Annotated in this window: 17 protein-coding genes and 1 pseudogene; 10 read left to right on the forward strand and 8 right to left on the reverse strand. The window is 68.0% G+C overall.

The genetic code is table 11. The features are described 5' to 3' along the window. Window positions 1-615, reverse strand: a 615-nt coding sequence (locus Psi01_RS32610; protein WP_204067988.1) for an MCP four helix bundle domain-containing protein, incomplete at its 3' end; no start/stop codon positions are given. Between the two features lie 742 nt (window positions 616-1,357). On the opposite strand from Psi01_RS32610, the gene Psi01_RS32615 reads away from it, so the two are divergent. From Psi01_RS32615 to Psi01_RS32625, 3 genes are read left to right on the forward strand one after another with little or no spacing between them, the layout of a single operon-like run. After that, the gene (locus tag Psi01_RS32615) at window positions 1,358-2,053 is read left to right on the forward strand and encodes an NUDIX hydrolase (protein WP_204067989.1); all 696 of its coding nucleotides are present in this window, start codon (window positions 1,358-1,360) and stop codon (window positions 2,051-2,053) included. 13 nt (window positions 2,054-2,066) lie between these two features. Continuing rightward, a complete protein-coding gene (locus Psi01_RS32620; RefSeq protein ID WP_239128190.1) occupies window positions 2,067-3,209 on the forward strand; it encodes a 5'-methylthioadenosine/S-adenosylhomocysteine nucleosidase family protein in 1,143 nt (380 codons plus the stop codon). Then, window positions 3,206-5,200, forward strand: coding sequence for a hypothetical protein (locus Psi01_RS32625; protein WP_204067991.1), 1,995 nt, complete (start codon window positions 3,206-3,208; stop codon window positions 5,198-5,200). The genes Psi01_RS32620 and Psi01_RS32625 overlap by 4 nt, the downstream gene beginning before the upstream one ends. 183 nt (window positions 5,201-5,383) lie before the next feature. Here the strand turns inward: Psi01_RS32625 and Psi01_RS32630 are convergent, their stop codons facing one another. Further along, a complete protein-coding gene (locus tag Psi01_RS32630; protein WP_204067992.1) occupies window positions 5,384-5,584 on the reverse strand; it encodes a hypothetical protein in 201 nt (66 codons plus the stop codon). A gap of 205 nt (window positions 5,585-5,789) precedes the next feature. On the opposite strand from Psi01_RS32630, the gene Psi01_RS44240 reads away from it, so the two are divergent. Continuing rightward, entirely contained in the window at window positions 5,790-6,113 is a 324-nt protein-coding gene (locus Psi01_RS44240; RefSeq protein WP_204067993.1) for a hypothetical protein, read from the forward strand. 168 nt (window positions 6,114-6,281) lie between these two features. Here the strand turns inward: Psi01_RS44240 and Psi01_RS32640 are convergent, their stop codons facing one another. Next, complete coding sequence (locus tag Psi01_RS32640) at window positions 6,282-6,590, reverse strand: hypothetical protein (protein WP_204067994.1); 309 nt, start codon at window positions 6,588-6,590, stop codon at window positions 6,282-6,284. A gap of 153 nt (window positions 6,591-6,743) precedes the next feature. Continuing rightward, complete coding sequence (locus tag Psi01_RS32645; RefSeq protein ID WP_239128191.1) at window positions 6,744-7,907, reverse strand: IS30 family transposase; 1,164 nt, start codon at window positions 7,905-7,907, stop codon at window positions 6,744-6,746. A 72-nt stretch (window positions 7,908-7,979) separates the two neighbouring features. Here Psi01_RS32645 and Psi01_RS32650 point away from each other — a divergent pair, with 72 nt between their 5' ends. From Psi01_RS32650 to Psi01_RS32670, 5 genes are all read left to right on the forward strand, one after another. After that, window positions 7,980-8,576: a recombinase family protein gene (locus Psi01_RS32650; protein WP_204067996.1), complete on the forward strand. Its 597-nt coding sequence runs from the start codon at window positions 7,980-7,982 to the stop codon at window positions 8,574-8,576. Beyond that, window positions 8,573-9,484: a hypothetical protein gene (locus Psi01_RS32655; RefSeq protein ID WP_204067997.1), complete on the forward strand. Its 912-nt coding sequence runs from the start codon at window positions 8,573-8,575 to the stop codon at window positions 9,482-9,484. The genes Psi01_RS32650 and Psi01_RS32655 overlap by 4 nt, the downstream gene beginning before the upstream one ends. A gap of 14 nt (window positions 9,485-9,498) precedes the next feature. After that, window positions 9,499-9,669: a hypothetical protein gene (locus tag Psi01_RS32660; protein ID WP_204067998.1), complete on the forward strand. Its 171-nt coding sequence runs from the start codon at window positions 9,499-9,501 to the stop codon at window positions 9,667-9,669. A 1,400-nt stretch (window positions 9,670-11,069) separates the two neighbouring features. Beyond that, window positions 11,070-11,273: a hypothetical protein gene (locus tag Psi01_RS32665; RefSeq protein ID WP_204067999.1), complete on the forward strand. Its 204-nt coding sequence runs from the start codon at window positions 11,070-11,072 to the stop codon at window positions 11,271-11,273. 3 nt (window positions 11,274-11,276) lie between these two features. Further along, a complete protein-coding gene (locus Psi01_RS32670; RefSeq protein ID WP_204068000.1) occupies window positions 11,277-12,032 on the forward strand; it encodes a hypothetical protein in 756 nt (251 codons plus the stop codon). A 1,101-nt stretch (window positions 12,033-13,133) separates the two neighbouring features. Here the strand turns inward: Psi01_RS32670 and Psi01_RS32675 are convergent. Continuing rightward, window positions 13,134-14,063 carry an SDR family NAD(P)-dependent oxidoreductase gene (locus Psi01_RS32675; protein ID WP_204068001.1) on the reverse strand — a complete coding sequence of 310 codons (930 nt, stop codon included), beginning with the start codon at window positions 14,061-14,063 and terminating at the stop codon, window positions 13,134-13,136. Window positions 14,064-14,148: 85 nt separating this feature from the next. Here Psi01_RS32675 and Psi01_RS32680 point away from each other — a divergent pair, with 85 nt between their 5' ends. Further along, complete coding sequence (locus Psi01_RS32680) at window positions 14,149-14,715, forward strand: TetR/AcrR family transcriptional regulator (protein ID WP_204068002.1); 567 nt, start codon at window positions 14,149-14,151, stop codon at window positions 14,713-14,715. Window positions 14,716-14,804: 89 nt separating this feature from the next. Here the strand turns inward: Psi01_RS32680 and Psi01_RS44610 are convergent. From Psi01_RS44610 to Psi01_RS32690, 3 genes and pseudogenes are all read right to left on the reverse strand, one after another. After that, window positions 14,805-14,936: pseudogene (locus Psi01_RS44610) on the reverse strand (IS5/IS1182 family transposase); the annotation flags it as partial. Between the two features lie 3 nt (window positions 14,937-14,939). Next, complete coding sequence (locus tag Psi01_RS32685; RefSeq protein ID WP_275424629.1) at window positions 14,940-15,146, reverse strand: Crp/Fnr family transcriptional regulator; 207 nt, start codon at window positions 15,144-15,146, stop codon at window positions 14,940-14,942. Window positions 15,147-15,161: 15 nt separating this feature from the next. Continuing rightward, window positions 15,162-15,662 (reverse strand): Crp/Fnr family transcriptional regulator, encoded by a 501-nt coding sequence (locus Psi01_RS32690; protein WP_204068004.1) that lies wholly within the window; start codon window positions 15,660-15,662, stop codon window positions 15,162-15,164. Window positions 15,663-15,877 lie beyond the last annotated feature (215 nt).

Raw genomic sequence — 15,877 nt, forward strand, 5'->3', positions numbered from 1 at the left:
GAGGGCGCCGATGACGCCGACCTGGGTGACGACGTCGCCGACGGTGTTGCGGGCGTCGTTGGCGTTGGCTTCGGCGGTCTTGGCCTGGGCGGCGCGCAGGGTGGCGAAGCCCTCATCGATGCGCTCGGTGATCGGCTCGGCCTCGTTGAAGCCCTCCCAGAAGGCGTCCAGGTCACCGCTGTCGGCGGCCGGCATGATCTTCTCGTCGCGGATCTTGACGTATGCGACCCAGTCGGCATACAGCCGGTCCGAGGCGGCCCTGTCGGCCGTCATCGGAGCGAACGCCTCGGCGTTCTTGTCGATGGCGGCGTCGAGCGCGTGCATGTCGGCCGCGTTCGTCTTCCGGTATTCGGCATCCGACAGGTAGTAGTTGAGCACCAGGTTGCGTACCTGCAGCACCTCGGTGTGCAGCTGCGCCAGCGTCTCGATCGGGCGCACCCCGCCGGTGTAGATGGCCGAGGCCTCCTCGTCGGCGGTGTTGAGACCGCTGACGCTCACCCCGATCACCAGCAGGCCGGCGGTGGCCACCGCGGCGACGGCGGCGAAGATCTTGGCGGTCAGCGGCAGGTCGCGACCGCGGGCGGCCAGCGACCGCCGCGCCGGCGTACCCGGCACAGAAAGAGCCGATGACATGGATAGTCCTTCACGGTGAAAACGGCAGGAAAACGATCACAGGGCCGGCAAGGCCACTGTTCCCATCGGCCGATATCAGCCGATGCTGAGAGGTGGCCAGCCAAAGAAACGAACCTGCCGCGCCCTCGACCAGATCACCGCCCGGGCCCGCACCGGTGCGCTGGGCCCTGCCCTGCACACCGTTGGGCCGGTCACGGTCTGGGTCGATGCCCGCCGGCCGGGCGGGCGCATCACACTTTCTGGCCCGCCACTGGGGGCTTTGTCTGCTTCTCTGGTGAGCTAAAGCCCGCACGCGAGCGTGATCACAGCAGAGAGCCGTCTCACTGTTTCATAGGTGACCGCCTATGAAACGGCGGAGCGACGATCGACCATCCAGGGCGAGCCGTGTTTCATAGGTCGGCGCAAACGCCCTGTCTGTGAAACGGCCCTATGGAGGGGCTTGATCTACCGTGGTGGCGTGACTGTCCGGCCCGGCTATCGATTGATGCACGGACGGACCTTAAATGATCACTTCTGCTGCTGAAGGCTTCCGGTCCGAATCCCTGATCGAATTCTGGATTGCGGCAGAACCGGAACGCACGCCAACGCCTTGGGATGCCCTGTCCTGGTCACCCCTGCCGAGCTGCCCGAACCGACTTGATGTGCATTCCGGTTCCGCCACAGGGCCGTTCCCTATACCCCGCGAGGACTTTCTGTCGATCTGACAAAAAGATATGGTGTGTTCATGCCCGACTCCCCGTGGCAGCCGCCGCGCATCCTGCTCGCGGTCGACCTGGTGATCCTGACCCTGCGCGAGGCACGGCTGCACATCCTGCTCGTGGAACGCGGTATCGCCCCGTTCCTCGGCGCCCTCGCCCTGCCGGGCGGCTTTCTGCATGATGAGCACGAGGACATCGAGGCGGCGGCGCGGCGCGAGTTGTCGGAGGAGGCGGGCCTGTCCGACGTGCACCTGGAGCCCTTGGCCGTGTACGGCGAGCCGGACCGTGACCCACGCGGCCGCGTCGTGTCCGTCGCCTACCTGGCCGTCGCGCCCCGCCTGCCGGAGCCGGTCGCCGGCACCGACGCCGCCGGCGCTTCCTGGATGCCGGTGGAGGACGCCTTGGCCCCGGGCACGGAGCTGGCGTTCGACCATCGCCGCATCATCGTCGACGGAGTCGAGCGCGCGCGGGCCAAGCTGGAGCACACCGCCCTGGCCACCGCGTTCTGCGCCGAGACCTTCACCATCTCGGAGCTGCAGCAGGTGTACGAGGCGGTCTGGGACGTCCGCCTCGACCCCCGCAACTTCTACCGCAAAGTCCAGGGCGCCCACGGCTTCATCGTCGCCGACGGACCGATGCGCAAGACCCCCAACGGGCGGCCCGCCCGGCTGTTCAGGGCGGGCCCGGTCCACGTCCTCAATCCCCCGATGACTCGGCCTTAGGAGGTCGATGGTCATGATCGTGATTCTCACCGCACTGGATCTGGAGTATCAGGCCGTCCGCGGGCATCTGACCGACCTGTGCGTGCACCGCCACACCGCCGGCACCCGCTTCGAGCTCGGCCGTCTGGACGGCGACGGACGCCGGGTGGCCCTGGGCCTGGTCGGCAAGGGCAACCATCCCGCGGCGGTGATCACCGAGCGGGCGATCGCCGAGTTCTCACCGTCGGCGCTGCTGTTCGTGGGGGTCGCCGGGGCCCTGTGGCCCGGCATCGGTCTGGGCGATGTGGTGGTGGCCACGCACGTGTACGCCTACCACGGCGGCACCAGCGAAGACGATGGCCTCAAAGCCCGTCCGCGCGTGTGGGAGATCGACCACGAGACCGACCAGATCGCCCGCCACCTCTACCGCACCCAGAGCTGGATCCGTCACCTGCCCGCGGGCACGGCCGTGCCCGCGGTGCGCTTCGGCCCGATCGCGGCCGGTGAGGTCGTACAGGATTCGGCGATCTCCGCGCACGCCCGGTGGGTGCGCCAGACCTACAACGACGCGCTCGCGATCGAGATGGAGTCGGCCGGCGTGGCCCAGGCCGCCCATCACAACAGGTCACTGCCCATGGCCGTGGTCCGCGGCATCAGCGACCGCGCCGACGGCACCAAGACCGCGACCGACGGCCGAAACTGGCAGCCGAAGGCAGCGGCCAACGCCGCCGCCTTCGCCGTGGCCCTGGCTCGGGAACTGGCCGCAGAGCACGAGAACCATCCGGCGACCAAGAGGAGAGAGGCGGAAGGCATGACCGACCGCGTGAAGAATGTCGCTCGCGACAATGCCCGGGTGGGTGTGCAGGCCGGGCACATTCACGGCAACGTCACCGTCGGGCACCCGTCCGAGCCCCAGGCAGCCGATCCGGCGATCCAGCTCGCCGAACTGCGCGACCGGCTTGCCAGGGCGCGCAAGGCCCAGGAAGTGGACGAGGAGACGTTCGCCGCGGCGGAGGAAGAGATCACCGCCGCCGCCGAATCGTTGTCCGAGAGCACCGAGCAGGGCAGGAGCAAGGCGGTGATCGCGCTCAAGAGACTCCGTGGGCTCCTGGCGGACGTGGCGGAGCTGGCGGCCCACGTCTCAGCCGTCATCGCGGCCATCCGGGGCGTCCTGTGAACGATTCCCCCTCCGGCCCGACCAACCTCGCCATGGACTCGGCGAACGTCGCCGTCCAGGCGGAGGCCATCCACGGACCTGTCAACGTCTACCAAGCCACAGCCGCCCTCTCACCCGAGCAGACTTTCGAGGTGGGGCTCAATTCCCTGCGCGCCGGGATGGCCCGGGAGGCTCGCGAGCACATCCGCGACGCGGTGGTCCTGCGCAACTACATCAACGGTCTGTCCTGCTTCTACCTGCTGCTGGCCCTGCTCAGCGGACGTACCCTGCAGCAGGTGCCGCCGGCGGAGATCGCCATACTGCGCTGCGTGCGCGGCGCCGTCAAAGCCGATGACGAGTGGGCCGACGCGATCAAACTGATCGACCACCTCCTGACATCCCGTCCGACGGAGAACGGGGCCGCCGACCTAGAGCAGGAACTCCAGAAGCTGACCGACGAGCAGCGCAACGACGTCCTGCAGCACATGGAGATGTTCCTGGACAGCTCCGCTGAGGACGCCCTGTGGACGCACGCGTTCGAGGCGGCCAGAAGTGACCGCTGCGCGAATGATCGGCTGGGCCGGGCCTGGAAGTTCTTCCAGCCGGATCCCATCGGCGCACGGGTACGGCCGGCCGATCCCGTCCGCATTGGGTTCGGCGCCTGGACCGGAGCGACGGTGACCACCGCGCTGGCCTTGGTGACCGTCGGCTTCATCGGGGTCACGGCATGGCAGCACACCGGGACGGCCGCGCTGTTCGCTCTGCTGGTTCTGGCGGCCAGCTGCTACACGAGCGTGCGCATCGGCGTGGAGTGGCGGTGCAAGAAGGAGCGCCGCCAGGCGAAGGACCGCGAGTATCTGCACCGACCGGCCACCACTAGGCGCGGCGATGGCTTCGTCAGCAAGATCGACCAGCAGTTCAACCACTATTTCGCGCTATACGTCCCGCGCGGCGCGGACCAGGCCCGCTGGCTGTCGGAGACGGCGGGGGTGCGCCGGGCCTTGCGTGATGAGGTCGTCACCGTTTACCGGGAGAGCACGGTCAACGCCAAGCAAGTCGCCTGGCTGACCCGTTACCTGGTCGCCGACGTCGCGCGGCGCTGGCAGGCGGGCAGCCTGTGGGACTACCGCAAAGAGCTGCGCGTCCCCTTGTCCAGGAAAGCGATGTGCGCGCTCGCCGCGATCGCGGCGGCCGCGGCAGGCGTCTTCCTGATCTGGAGCGGCGCGCACGTCAGGGCGTTCACTGTGTCCCTGACCGCGTTCGTCGCCGTGGTCTCGGTCTGGTTCGCGGCTCGCCTCTGGTTGCGCATCGCCGCGGAGTACAAGCGCCACGCCGCTGACAAGGCGGAGAAGGCGAGCCTGCGGGCCGACCGCCAGGCGGCTTGCGAGCGGTGGAAGCGCAAACTCGCCGACAGGCCGGATGATCTTCAGATGGCCCGCTGGCTGGAATGCGACCGCAAGGCGCTGATGGAACAGGCGATGGGCCTCTACAGGCTGAAGCGGCAGGACGTCTTGGCCCACGCCTTCATCGAGGCGCCCGCCACGCCCTCCTACGACAGGGCACGCGTCGCGAACGGGCCATGGCGCTACTCGAAGTACAAGATCCTGCTTTTCCTGCTCACCAAAGACGGCGTGCGGCAGCTGACCGTGCACCTCGACTTCCGGAAGGCCGCCTTCCACCGATTGGCACGTACCAACTACCGCTACGACGCGTTCACCTCCGTCCAGGTGGCCGAGACCGACAGCGGAGAGAACGTCTTCGAGCTGACGCTGACCAACGGCGATCCGATCAAGGTCAAAGTGACCGATCCACCCACAGACGTCACCGAGAAGGAAGACAAGGACCCGCAAGGTGCCTCGCAAATGACTCTCGACACGGCAGGCCTCGGCAACGCCCTGCACGTCCTGGAAGGGATCGCGGCGGAAGGCAAGCAGTGGATCACCTTCGAACGCGAACGCGAGAAAGTCCCTCTCGCGGAGGTGAGCAACGCCGTGAACGCCATCTTCACCTGACCGGTCATGTAGGCCTATGACGGATTTGATCAAAGCCCGTGAAGCAGAGCTTGATCAGCCCTCCGATCCCCGAACGTGTTACCAGCGGCCGCGGCGATTGGCGCGGCTCGTGCCGGAGAATCCGCTGTTGACCGGCGCTGTCGCTGGGCCCGAGCTAAGCAGGAGGGCGGGCTCCGGCCCGGGTCAGCTGGACTCGGTGTCCATGGTCAGGGCCGGGTGCTTGGAGCCGCGTGGCGGCTTGGGCGGGCGGTGCGTGGCGTTCGGCAGGTCTAGCCGGACGGGCCGCAGGCCGGCCAGGCGAGCTCGCGCGGACATGGCCAGGTCGCCGGTGACGTCACGACGTACCGCCGCAGGGTCGGCCAGCACTGGTGGTACCAACTGCACGCCGCCGATCCGACCGGCGCCCAGCTGCCAGATCGGTCGGCCACCTCACTCGCCCGGTCCCGAGGCGCTAGCTCAGCGGTGAAGACATCAGTTGTCGGATCAGTGGCCTGGCCATTGTGGTGTTCTCCGCTTCGGCTGGGTCGGTCTTGTGGAGCGACCTTTCAGTTGCAACCAAGATCCAAGTTGGCGCCGAGATGCTGGCGTCATGCACATAGGCAAGATTTTTTCTATAACAGCGTTGTCTGTGCTGGTTACCGCGTTGAGCGCTCCGATGGCGGTAGCTGACAGCTCGCCGACACCGCGTCCGACCTGTCTGGCCACGCCGCTGCCGACGCCGAATCCGACCAACCCCCCGACCTGCTCGCCCACGGCCTCGCCCACCGCCTCGCCCACGTCGTATCCCACGGCAGGCCCGGTCTCTCCGCGCCCTGATGTGACCTTCGATCCCAAGCCCACGCAGGTGCCGGAAAACTTCGCCGCACTGCGGGCGTCCACCGGCGCGATGACAGCCAGTGTGCGTGCAGCCTGATCGCACAGGAGATGTCGTAGGAGCCGGTTACCCGGGTCGTGGTCGGTGAGGAGCTCACCTGGCCGCCGCAGCGAGCTGGGCCACCTCCTGCTCACCCAGTCGAGCGCCGTCCCGGGGGATCGGCCCGGGACGGGCGTGCTCCTGGCCGTCGTCGACGGCGGGCTCCTTCTATGCGGGCAGGCCGGTGACGATGACTTCGCCGCTGGCCGGATCGCTGGCCACCGTGTAGCCGGCGCCGGTCAGGATGGTCAGCAGTGCCAGATGCACCGCGGCCCGTACGTGGTGGTGGCCGGCCAGATCGCTGGTGGTCATCTGCGCGGTGGTCGCCCAGGACACCACGACGCCGCGGCGTGCGTCGTGGGCGACGTGCACGCCGCCGTCGACGGCCACGGCGGCCGGGTCGACGACGAACCCGGCGCGGCTCAGGTCGGCGCGGACCTGCTCGATCAGTGCGTGGGAGAGGGCGGACTCGGTCATGGCGCGGGCTCCTTGGTCCTTGTGACGGCGAGCGAGACCAGGCGCCCGAGACTGCCGGATCGGCAGATTCGAACAGTTTACCGAAAGATGTTTCCCCCTCCGCCGCGATGCGGGCCGGTCGCTCAGGGGGTTGTTCCGCGCCACTCGGCGCTCTCAAGGAGTCAACGCACCACCAGCCTTGACGAGGTCAGCGTAGACCTCAGTCGGACTGCGAAACCCATGCAGCTTTCGAGGCCGGTCGTTGAGCTCAGTGGCGATGGCATCCAGGTCGGCTTGCGTGAAGGTGCGCAAGTCGGCGCTTTTGGCCAGATACTGCCGCAGCAGCCCATTGCTGTTTTCGTTGCTGCCGCGCTGCCAGGGGCTGCGCCGGTGGCAGAAGTAGACCGGCATCCCGGTGGCAGCGGTCAACAGCCGGTGCTCGGCCATCTCGCGGCCGCGATCCCAGGTCAGCGAGCGGCGCACTGCCACTGGTAGTCCGCTGACCACGCGGGTCAGATGCGGCCGTACCTGCTGGGTCTTGAGCCCGTCAGGCAGCGCCACCAATAGCACGTAGCGGCTGGTGCGCTCGACCAGCGTGGCGATCGCCGACGGGCGGGCGCCCATCAGCAGATCACCCTCCCAATGGCCGGCCACCAGACGCTCTTGCACCTCTGCGGGACGGGCGCCGATGGAGAGCATGTCGCGGAGGCGGCCACGGCCATCGCGGCGACGGATCGCGCGCGGGTAGCGCATCGGGCGGCCGGTGCGCAGCCACCGGGTCCCAGTGCGGTTGATGGCTTGGTGGCGAGGGTCGAACAGCGAGCGGTAGATGGTCTCCTGACAGATGCGCATGCCGCCGTCGTCGGGAAAGCAGCGCCGCAGCCACCCGGAGATTTGCTCGGGCGACCAGCGCAGAGCCAGCTTGGCCTCCACCAGCCGACGCAGCTTTGGGTGGGTGGCCAGCTTGGCGCGTTTGGGGCGGCGGGCGCACTGGTGAGCATGGACCTGGGCGTGCTGGGCCCGGTAGTGTTCGCGTCCGCCGTTGCGGGCGATCTCCCGCGAGACTGTCGAGGCGGCCCGCTGCAGCCGGCGGGCGATTGCCTGGGCCGAGGAGCCGGCGGCCAGGCCGCGGGAGATCTCCTCGCCCTCGGTGAAGGTCAGGTGCCGGGGCGCGTGGCGGGCCGGTGCCGGTCGGATGCGGCCGGTCTGGGCCAGGAAGCGGCGCAGGTGGTGCAGTGGGGCGCCGATGCTGCGGGCGATGGCGGTCAGTGATTCCCCACGGCGCCATCGCTGCCAGAGTTCGTCTTGTCGTTCAGGAGAGAGCCCGTAGTCGCGCATGCGCACCTCCGCAATGATCCAGGTCATTGTGGGTGGTGCGTTGATCCCTTGAGCCCACCTTACATTTGGCGGGTGACCGCCACCATGATCGGCTATGCCCGCTGCTCCACCGACGCCCAAGACCTCACCGCCCAGAAGAACATCCTGCTCGGCCTCGGTGTGTCGGATGATCGGATCTACCTCGACCACGGCCTGACCGGCACCACCCGGGGGCGCCCCGGACTGGATCAAGCCCTGGCGGCGGTGCGCGCCGGCGACACCCTCGTGGTCCCGAAGCTGGATCGGCTGGCCCGCTCGGTGCCCGACGCCCGCGACATCGGCGACACCCTCGCCGCCCGCGGCGTGCGCCTGTCGCTCGGCGGCACCCTGTATGACCCGCTCGACCCGATGGGCAAGATGTTCTTCAACATCCTGGCCACCTTCGCCGAGTTTGAGGTCGACCTTTTGCGCATGCGCACCCGCGAGGGCATGGCCGTCGCCAAGGCGAAGGGCAAGCTGCGCGGCAAGCAGCCCAAACTCAATGCCCGTCAGCAGAGCGAGCTGGCCCGCATGCACACCACCGGCACCTACACCATCGCCGACCTGGCCGAGGTGTTCTCGGTGTCGCGGCCGACGGTGTACCGGGTCCTTGAGCGGGCCGGCCGGGACCGTGCGGGCGGGGCGGCATGAGGCGCCGCGAGGCCGGGCTCGATCGGGACGTGGCCGCGCTCCTGGCGGCCAGGGCGTTCACCGAGATCCGGTACCTAGCCGGGGACGTCCGGCGCGCGTCGGAAGACGGCTCCCTTGACGATGATCTGGACCGCATCGGGTTCCTGGCCAACCTGGGCCACAACCTGCCGGGGATCGCGCGGCCACGCCGCCCCTGGCGGCCGTCCCGCAGGGGCACGCGCGGCAGTGGTCGTCAGCAGGCGATGGCGAAACGGCCGATGGGCTGGGCCTGGCACACCGCCGGCCCGGAAGGGCGCGTATGGATGCTGCGTCATATCGAACAGGCCGGGCTCGGCTGGACGCCACCGCCGCTCCCGGTCAATCGCAAGGGCCCGTTCCCCATGACGCCGCGGCAGCGCATCGGCGTCCTGCTGGGGCGCTGGCCGGTCAGCACCCCGGCCGGCCACCGGCCGCTGCCGGCGCAGGCGCGTGTCCTCAAGGAACTCGACACCGACACCGTCTGCGCCCTGTACGACGAAGCCGGACGGCTTCGGCTCGGCCTCGGCAAAGGCGGGCCCTGGCTACGGGCCCACCTGGATCCCGATGGCGTCCACTACCTGGTGCCGGATCCGGCGGACTATTACTGGCCCGGCCGCTCAGACGGCCGAGGCGAACAGATCCGTTGGTGGCAGTGCACCGCCCTTCTGCGCATGCAGGACGGCGAACAGGTCACCGGGATGCTCGCCGTCCTGCCCGACACGTTCACCGCCCTGCCCTCAGCCCTGCGCCGAAGCCGGCAACTCCGGTTGGTCCACCTCGCCCGCGCCACCGAACGCGACACCTACCTGTGGGGCCGCGACCACAAGACCGCGTGCAGCCCGCAGCGCTGCGGCTACGCCCCGGAGAAACGATCCGGAGGCGGTCGGTGAGTAGGAGACGGTACGTGGCCCGAGGAGTGCCGGGCGGCTACCGCATCTGGGACAACCGGGCCCGCCGATGGTGGGGAGAGCTCTACGAGCTGTGCCCCGACGATCTGCTGACCGAACTGAACGGCGACGCGGACTATGAGAAGATCACCGCTCTGCTCAAGAGGCATCGGGCCCTCAAGCGCTGACCTAACACCTGTCCCGTTGCAGAGGACTTCCGACATCTGTGCAGGTGACTTCGGAAATCGACAGTTTTTGCAGGAGCGATCACTCCGGATCATCCCGGAACTCATCCCAAAAGTTTCTCTCCGGAGATTGAGTTCCGAGACGGTTTCCAGGATGGAGAGCCGTGGTTGCCCGATGCTCTTCCGCAACGACGCCTGACGCCATTTTGACGCTATCTGGTGGAGGAGTCGTCGGCTTGATCCCGCTATGGGGGTGGGTATGGTCACCTGGTCGTTAGGCAATGCCCACCGCGACGTGACTCTCCTTACCCGGCCTGCGCGGCCTACCCTCCCAGGGCATGAGCGAGGGGCGCACGACACGGGTCCGCCGGCACACGCGGACCCTTCGCAGCGGGCGAACGGTTACCGTCCGGGCGCATGTTCGCAGACTTCCAGCTGGTGCTGCGGCCGGGGCCGGAGGTCTGGGATTGCTCGTTTTGGCCATCGGCGCGTTCGCGGTACTCGGCAGTGTGTTCGCCGATGAGCCCGCGCCCACGCCGGTCTCCACCGTCCCGGCGCAGGAGATGCAGGCACCGCCACCGGAGCCCTCGGTTGAGCCGCCGCCTCCGGAACCGGTGACCGAGCCGCCGCCTCCCGACCCGACCTGAGGCGCCCTCCCATTCCGGGCCTGGCGTTCGCTGAGCCCAGCTCCACCACAGCCTTACGAGGTTGGGGTTTTCTGCCCACGGGGGCACCGACGCGGTGCTTGTGGATCCGGTGCACCCGACCGGCCCGCATCAGCCCGGGCGTGCTGGGCAGCGGTGATGGCCTGGCGGGCAGTCCATCGCCGGCAAGGTGCTCTTCTCTCTTCGCCGCGATGGCCACGCAGCTGGAGCGACCTGAAGCGCAAGCAGCATCGAGGCGGCCAGTTGTGGGCCCGGTCCGCATCGAGGGCAAAGCAAAGGTTCGCATCCTGCTCACCGCAGGATGCGAACCTTTGCCGGGTCCACCGTTGCCCCGGCGCACCCTCATGCGTGATCTGGGCGGTTCCGCATGTCAATCCGAAACTCCCCACCAGCTCACAACTGCACACTTCGAATGTTCACCGTTGTTGTTCTCCATTACAACCGAACAAACAGGGCAAAGCGAACCTGGCAAGCAAATATGAACGTCAATACGCACTGAGAAACGGTATGGGCTGGAGACAAACGTCTACGAACATCTGCGAACACCGGCGAACGGCCGTGGATGGCGGCGACTGCGAGCAGAAAAGTGAACAACGTGTGATCGCTCGAGAAGGTCGGTAGGGTGCCCATGACACATCCGACAAATCCGCTCCTGCGATGGTTGCCCCCATCGAGCGAATCGGCCGAGATGTGGCATATGTCAGGTTCCGCATGTCAATCCCAAAGAGAGAATGATTCATGTTCTCATTCAGCATCGCACTTCCTGCCGTCGGTGTACACGAGGTAGTCGTTCCCGTCGTCCTGATCATCATCCTCATCTTCATCGCCGCACTCACCCGGCAGGGCCACACTCCCGACGAGGTTCTCCTGCTGATCGGCGGCGGTTGCCTGCTCGCCCTCACGCTCCTGTCCACCCTCCTGACCCGCAGGCCAGGAGCATGATCGATGGAAGTGCGCCATCCTCACGCCGAACGCCTGGTGTTCGACCACGTCTCCCTCGATCACCTGCGCCAGACCAATCTGCACGCGACGAACATGCCGCCCATGCTCCAGCAGCTCTATCAGCGCCTTGCCGGCACACTGGCCGAGGTGCTGAACGACGTCCGCCTGTCCGAACAAGACGATCAGTTCGCTGGTGTTCTCGCCAGAAACCTGGCACGAGACGCGCGAGGGGGCCTGGTCCCCTCCCTCAAATCCGTCAACCACATCATCGACCTGAGGAATTTCGGCAGCGAAGCACGCAATGCCATCCTCGCCCTGCATAAAAAAGCCCTGCTGGAGGATGGAAAGACGGCAGAAGGAAACTCTCCGGCCAGTTCCCCGAGAAAGGCCACCCCTGCCGGTGCTCCAGCCAAAACGATCGCCCAGATCGACGACGACAAGGAATACCCGCTCAAGCCCAAACCGCTGACCGCCAATACGCCGGCTGAGCTGGTCGACCTGATGCGCCAGCTGCGTATCTGGTCCGGTGAGCCGTCGCTGCGGGAGCTGGCGCGCCGCTCCTGCGGCGGTTTTGCCCCGAGCACGCTGTGCGAGACCCTCAAAAAGGACAGGCTCCCGCCGTATGAGCTACTGATCGCGTTTGTCCGCGCCTGCGGCGGAAGCGAGCAGGATGTGATGGCATGGAGCAGCGCCTGGCGCCGGATCCGGATGGCCCAGATCTGCCCCCGCGATGCCCCCAGGCAGCTACGGCCGATCTGAGTGCCCGCCGCCGGCGCGGCTCACCGCCTCGCTGCACGATCTTGGTGGGTGCCGTTGGTGGCGGGCCAGTTCGCGGCTGCATCGGGCATCGATGCGGCATTCGCCGCAGGAGCAGAGATGAGCAGCGGTGACTGCTCATCGCCAACCAGGCGCAGGGTCCGGTACGGATCTTCCGTTTCGCGTCTCCCCGGATAACTCCTCTTATCCAGGGAGAAACGCCGGGATCTCTCCGGGTAACGTCGCCATGCCCCCGAAGGCAGCACTGGAAAAACTTCCCGGATAAGGAGAAGGCGGGTCGGCATGGCCATGTGAGCCAAGCCGGCGGCCGCCGCACCCTCGGACACTGCGGTGATGGCGATGCGGCTACTGCGGCAGAGACCGCCTTCAAGGCTCAGCCGGCCCATCGTGCTCTGGTCGCCCCGGCCGAGGCCGTGACGAGGCGTAGGTCTCCTCATGGAGAGATGGGGAAGAGGGGTCAGGTACTGGGGCGGGCACGGAGTGGCGGGTCAAATCTTGATCTACATAGTTAAGGAGATCGGTTGAGAAAGGATGATGACCAGGCGGGGACCACACATCATCCACGCAGTCGGGCAGCCTGCACGTCGCCGAACAGAAGCCGTGGCTATAGGAACGTCACTGAACTGCGAAAACGCCTCCTCACATGTTCTGGGGGTCAAGGGGCCGCAGGTTCAAATCCTGTCGTCCCGACACGGTGCGAAAAGCCCTTTGGGCAGGTAGACATCCAGCTCGACGGGCTTTTGCGCGTTCAGGCGCTATTGAGCAGCCGGGCGCACGAGGGCCGGCCGGGGACCAGCCGTTGCTCAGATGAGCGCTCAGCGCCGCCCCGGTCGCGGTGATCGCCTGGTCGCGGATCTGAGCGCGGCGGGCAGCGCCGTGCAATACCACCGCTGTCCCGGTGCCGGGCACCTGGACGTGCCCAGCGCCGCGTTCCCGGACTTTGTCGTTCGTGCAGCGTCTCACCGCCACTGTGGAATGACCGCCGCCGTCTGCGGCCGAGGACGGCTGATCAACCGCCTCGGGCGGATCTTCCATCAGGGCTGCTGGAACCTTCGTGTACCTTCTGACCTGCGACGTGCTCTTTTAGTGCTTATGTTGTCTGTCCCCGTACGTCAGGTCGACGCCGGTGAGCTGGCGGGAGCGGTCCCAGAGGCGGGCCGCGAGGGCGGTGTCGGCGGCGGCGCCGGTGAAGGTCTCGAAGGTCGGGCGGGGGCGGCGCGGACGGCCCGGGCCGATGTGTCTGCCGGTGGGGGCGGCGGCCTCGGTGGCCGCGTAGAGGATCGGCGCGACGGCTGCATCGATCGGCAGCCGGAAGAAGACACCCAGCACGGATTGGACCGTGCGCGGCAAAAGCGCCGCCTGTCGATCCAGGTCGGTCTTGGCCATGCCGGGGTGGGCGAGCAGGCTGCGGACCGGCGATCCGGCGGCGCGGAGGCGGCGGTCAAGCTCCAGGCCGAACAGCACGTTGGCGAGCTTGGAGGTGGCGTAGGCGCCACCAGGTGAGTAGCGGCGTTCGGCGGCCAGGTCGTCGAGGTCGAGGCGGCCCATCCGATAGAGGCTGGAGGCGACGGTCACCACGGCACCGCCCTCGGCCATCCGGTCGAGAAGAAGACCGGTCAGCGCGTAGTGGCCGAGGTGGTTGGTCGCCAGTTGGCTCTCCACTCCTTCGGGGCTCAGCCGGCGCGCCACCGTGCCGATGCCGCCGTTGTTCACCAGCGAATCGACGATCACGCCGTCGGCGCGCAGGTCGTCGGCGAACCGCCGGACGGTGCGCAGGTCGAGCAGGTCGAGGTGGCGGACGTCGAGATCGGCCTTGGGGTCTGCGGCGCGCAACTGGTCCCGGACCCGGCCGCCCTTGGCGGTGTCCCGTACGGCCATGATCACCCGGCCGCCGCGCGCGGCGAGGTGGCGGGTGATCGCCACACCGAGGCCGCTGCTGGCGCCGGTGACGACGAAGGTGCGGCCGCTCTGGTCGCCGAGATCGGTGACACTCCAGTCCACGGTGCTGTCCATGGTCCCTCCCGGAAATAAACGGATAAGTCATCCGATTCAAGGTGACAGGAAACGGATTGTCAATCCGTTTAGGTAGACTCGGGCCATGACCTCGCTGCGTGCCGATGCCGCCCGCAACCGCGCCCTCCTGCTGGCGACGGCACGTCAGGCGGTCGCCTCGGGTGACCTGTCACTGCAGCTCAACGAGATGGCCCGCCGCGCGGGCATGGGCGTGGGCACCGTATACCGGCACTTCCCCACCCGCCGGGCGCTGCTGGAGGCCCTGGCCGAGCCCGCCTTCGCCGCCGTCCTGGACGGCGCCCGGACCGCGTCCCTGCACGACGATCCGTGGACGGGAGTCGAGATCCTGCTGCGAGCCCTGCTCCTGCAGCAACTGGCCGACCCCGCCTTCGCCGAGGTGATCGCCTCACCCGCCACCGACGACGCGATCCCGCAGACCACCGCCCAGCGCAACGAGTTCAACGCTCTGGCCAGGACGGTCCTTGCCCGCGCCCGCGAGACCGGCGCCCTGCGTCCGGGACTCACCGACGAGGACCTCCATCATCTGGTCTGCGGCACGGCCTTCGCGCTCGGCCTCGGCCCCACCCCGGCCGCCCGCGTCGACGCCTACCTGCGCGTCCTGCTCGACGGCGTCGCCGGCAGAGCGGAGTGACCACGCACCCGACCGGCGAGTCGCCGCGCTGAAGGGCATTGCGGAAGGTCGTGAGTGGGCGGGTCAGGACAGGTTTGCGGCTGTCGTGGTCATGCCGGCAGGGCGAGGTTGCGCATGTGGGCGACGGCCTGGACTGCGTGGTGGAGACTGGTGCCCTTCTGCCGGCAGTCGCGCAGGATCTTGTCGTTCTCCATCCGGGCGAAGACGTGCTCGACGCGGCTCGTTCAGCGCAGGTCCTGGTAGGCGGTGGCGAAGGCCTCGCCGATGATCGCATAACAGGCGCACGCGGCGTCCTGCAACCGGTCCCGGTCAAGGATGGTGATGGTGCCGCGGTGATAGGCGATGCAGCCGTCGGCGGCCAGGGCGGCGGCGACCTCGCTGACCGAGGCCCGGCGCACTCCCAGCATCTGCGCCAAAAACTCCTGGGTCAGCTCGAAGACCTCGACCTACACGCGGTCGGCGGTCATCAGCAGCCAGCGGGCGCAGCGCTGACGGATGCTGTGGGCGCCGTTGCAGGCGGCGTTGCGGGCCAGCTGGATGAACAAGGCCTGGGTGTAGCGCTGCAGCGCGGCCTGCAGCCCGCCGTCGAGGACGGCGGCCTCATGGCGGAACTGCTCGGCGCTCATCTGCAGCGCCCTCCCGGTGATCTGCACCGAGGCGCACTCGGCGGGGGAGGCGGCGCCCAGGAACACCGGCAGGCCGATCATGCCCTCATTGCCGATGGTGGCCACCTCCACCACCTGCTCATCCTCCAGCTCGGCCGTCAGGGAGACCACCCCGGTCAGCGGAAAGTACACCTGCTGCATCCGCTGGTGCGGGCGATAGAGCACCTGGCCGACTTCCAGCGCCACCGGCTGCAGATGCCCGTTCAGGTGCTGCAGTTCCTGTTCGGGTACGGCCGCCAGGATCTGGTTGCGGCGCACATCGAATCCGGTCGTCGTTCTCACCTCGCTCTCCCCGCCGCAGTATGCCACCAGGCAGCGCGGCCGATGGAGCGGCTGGGCAATCCTCCCGGGTGGCCTCCGCCGCCGTGCCCGCCTGACCCCGGCCGCCCGCCTGCAGCAAGCCGAGCTCGCCGCGCTCTGGAGCCTCCTCCTCGCGGTTCAGGCGCTGCCGGGTGCGCCACAGGATGAAAAACGGTGCTATGCCAGGCCGTCGTGTC

The organism is Paraplanobispora siamensis, from assembly GCF_016863175.1.
Classification (GTDB): domain Bacteria; phylum Actinomycetota; class Actinomycetes; order Streptosporangiales; family Streptosporangiaceae; genus Planobispora; species Planobispora siamensis.

Bases quoted from the DNA above. Each gene is read 5' to 3' on its own strand.
- Psi01_RS32655 (WP_204067997.1), top strand. From the start codon at position 8,573: ATGAGGCGCCGCGAGGCCGGGCTCGATCGGGACGTGGCCGCGCTCCTG.
- Psi01_RS32615 (WP_204067989.1), top strand. From the start codon at position 1,358: ATGCCCGACTCCCCGTGGCAGCCGCCGCGCATCCTGCTCGCGGTCGAC.
- Psi01_RS32645 (WP_239128191.1), bottom strand. From the start codon at position 7,907: ATGCGCGACTACGGGCTCTCTCCTGAACGACAAGACGAACTCTGGCAG.
- Psi01_RS32680 (WP_204068002.1), top strand. From the start codon at position 14,149: ATGACCTCGCTGCGTGCCGATGCCGCCCGCAACCGCGCCCTCCTGCTG.
- Psi01_RS44240 (WP_204067993.1), top strand. From the start codon at position 5,790: ATGCACATAGGCAAGATTTTTTCTATAACAGCGTTGTCTGTGCTGGTT.
- Psi01_RS32640 (WP_204067994.1), bottom strand. From the start codon at position 6,590: ATGACCGAGTCCGCCCTCTCCCACGCACTGATCGAGCAGGTCCGCGCC.
- Psi01_RS32665 (WP_204067999.1), top strand. From the start codon at position 11,070: ATGTTCTCATTCAGCATCGCACTTCCTGCCGTCGGTGTACACGAGGTA.
- Psi01_RS32670 (WP_204068000.1), top strand. From the start codon at position 11,277: ATGGAAGTGCGCCATCCTCACGCCGAACGCCTGGTGTTCGACCACGTC.
- Psi01_RS32675 (WP_204068001.1), bottom strand. From the start codon at position 14,063: ATGGACAGCACCGTGGACTGGAGTGTCACCGATCTCGGCGACCAGAGC.
- Psi01_RS32620 (WP_239128190.1), top strand. From the start codon at position 2,067: ATGATCGTGATTCTCACCGCACTGGATCTGGAGTATCAGGCCGTCCGC.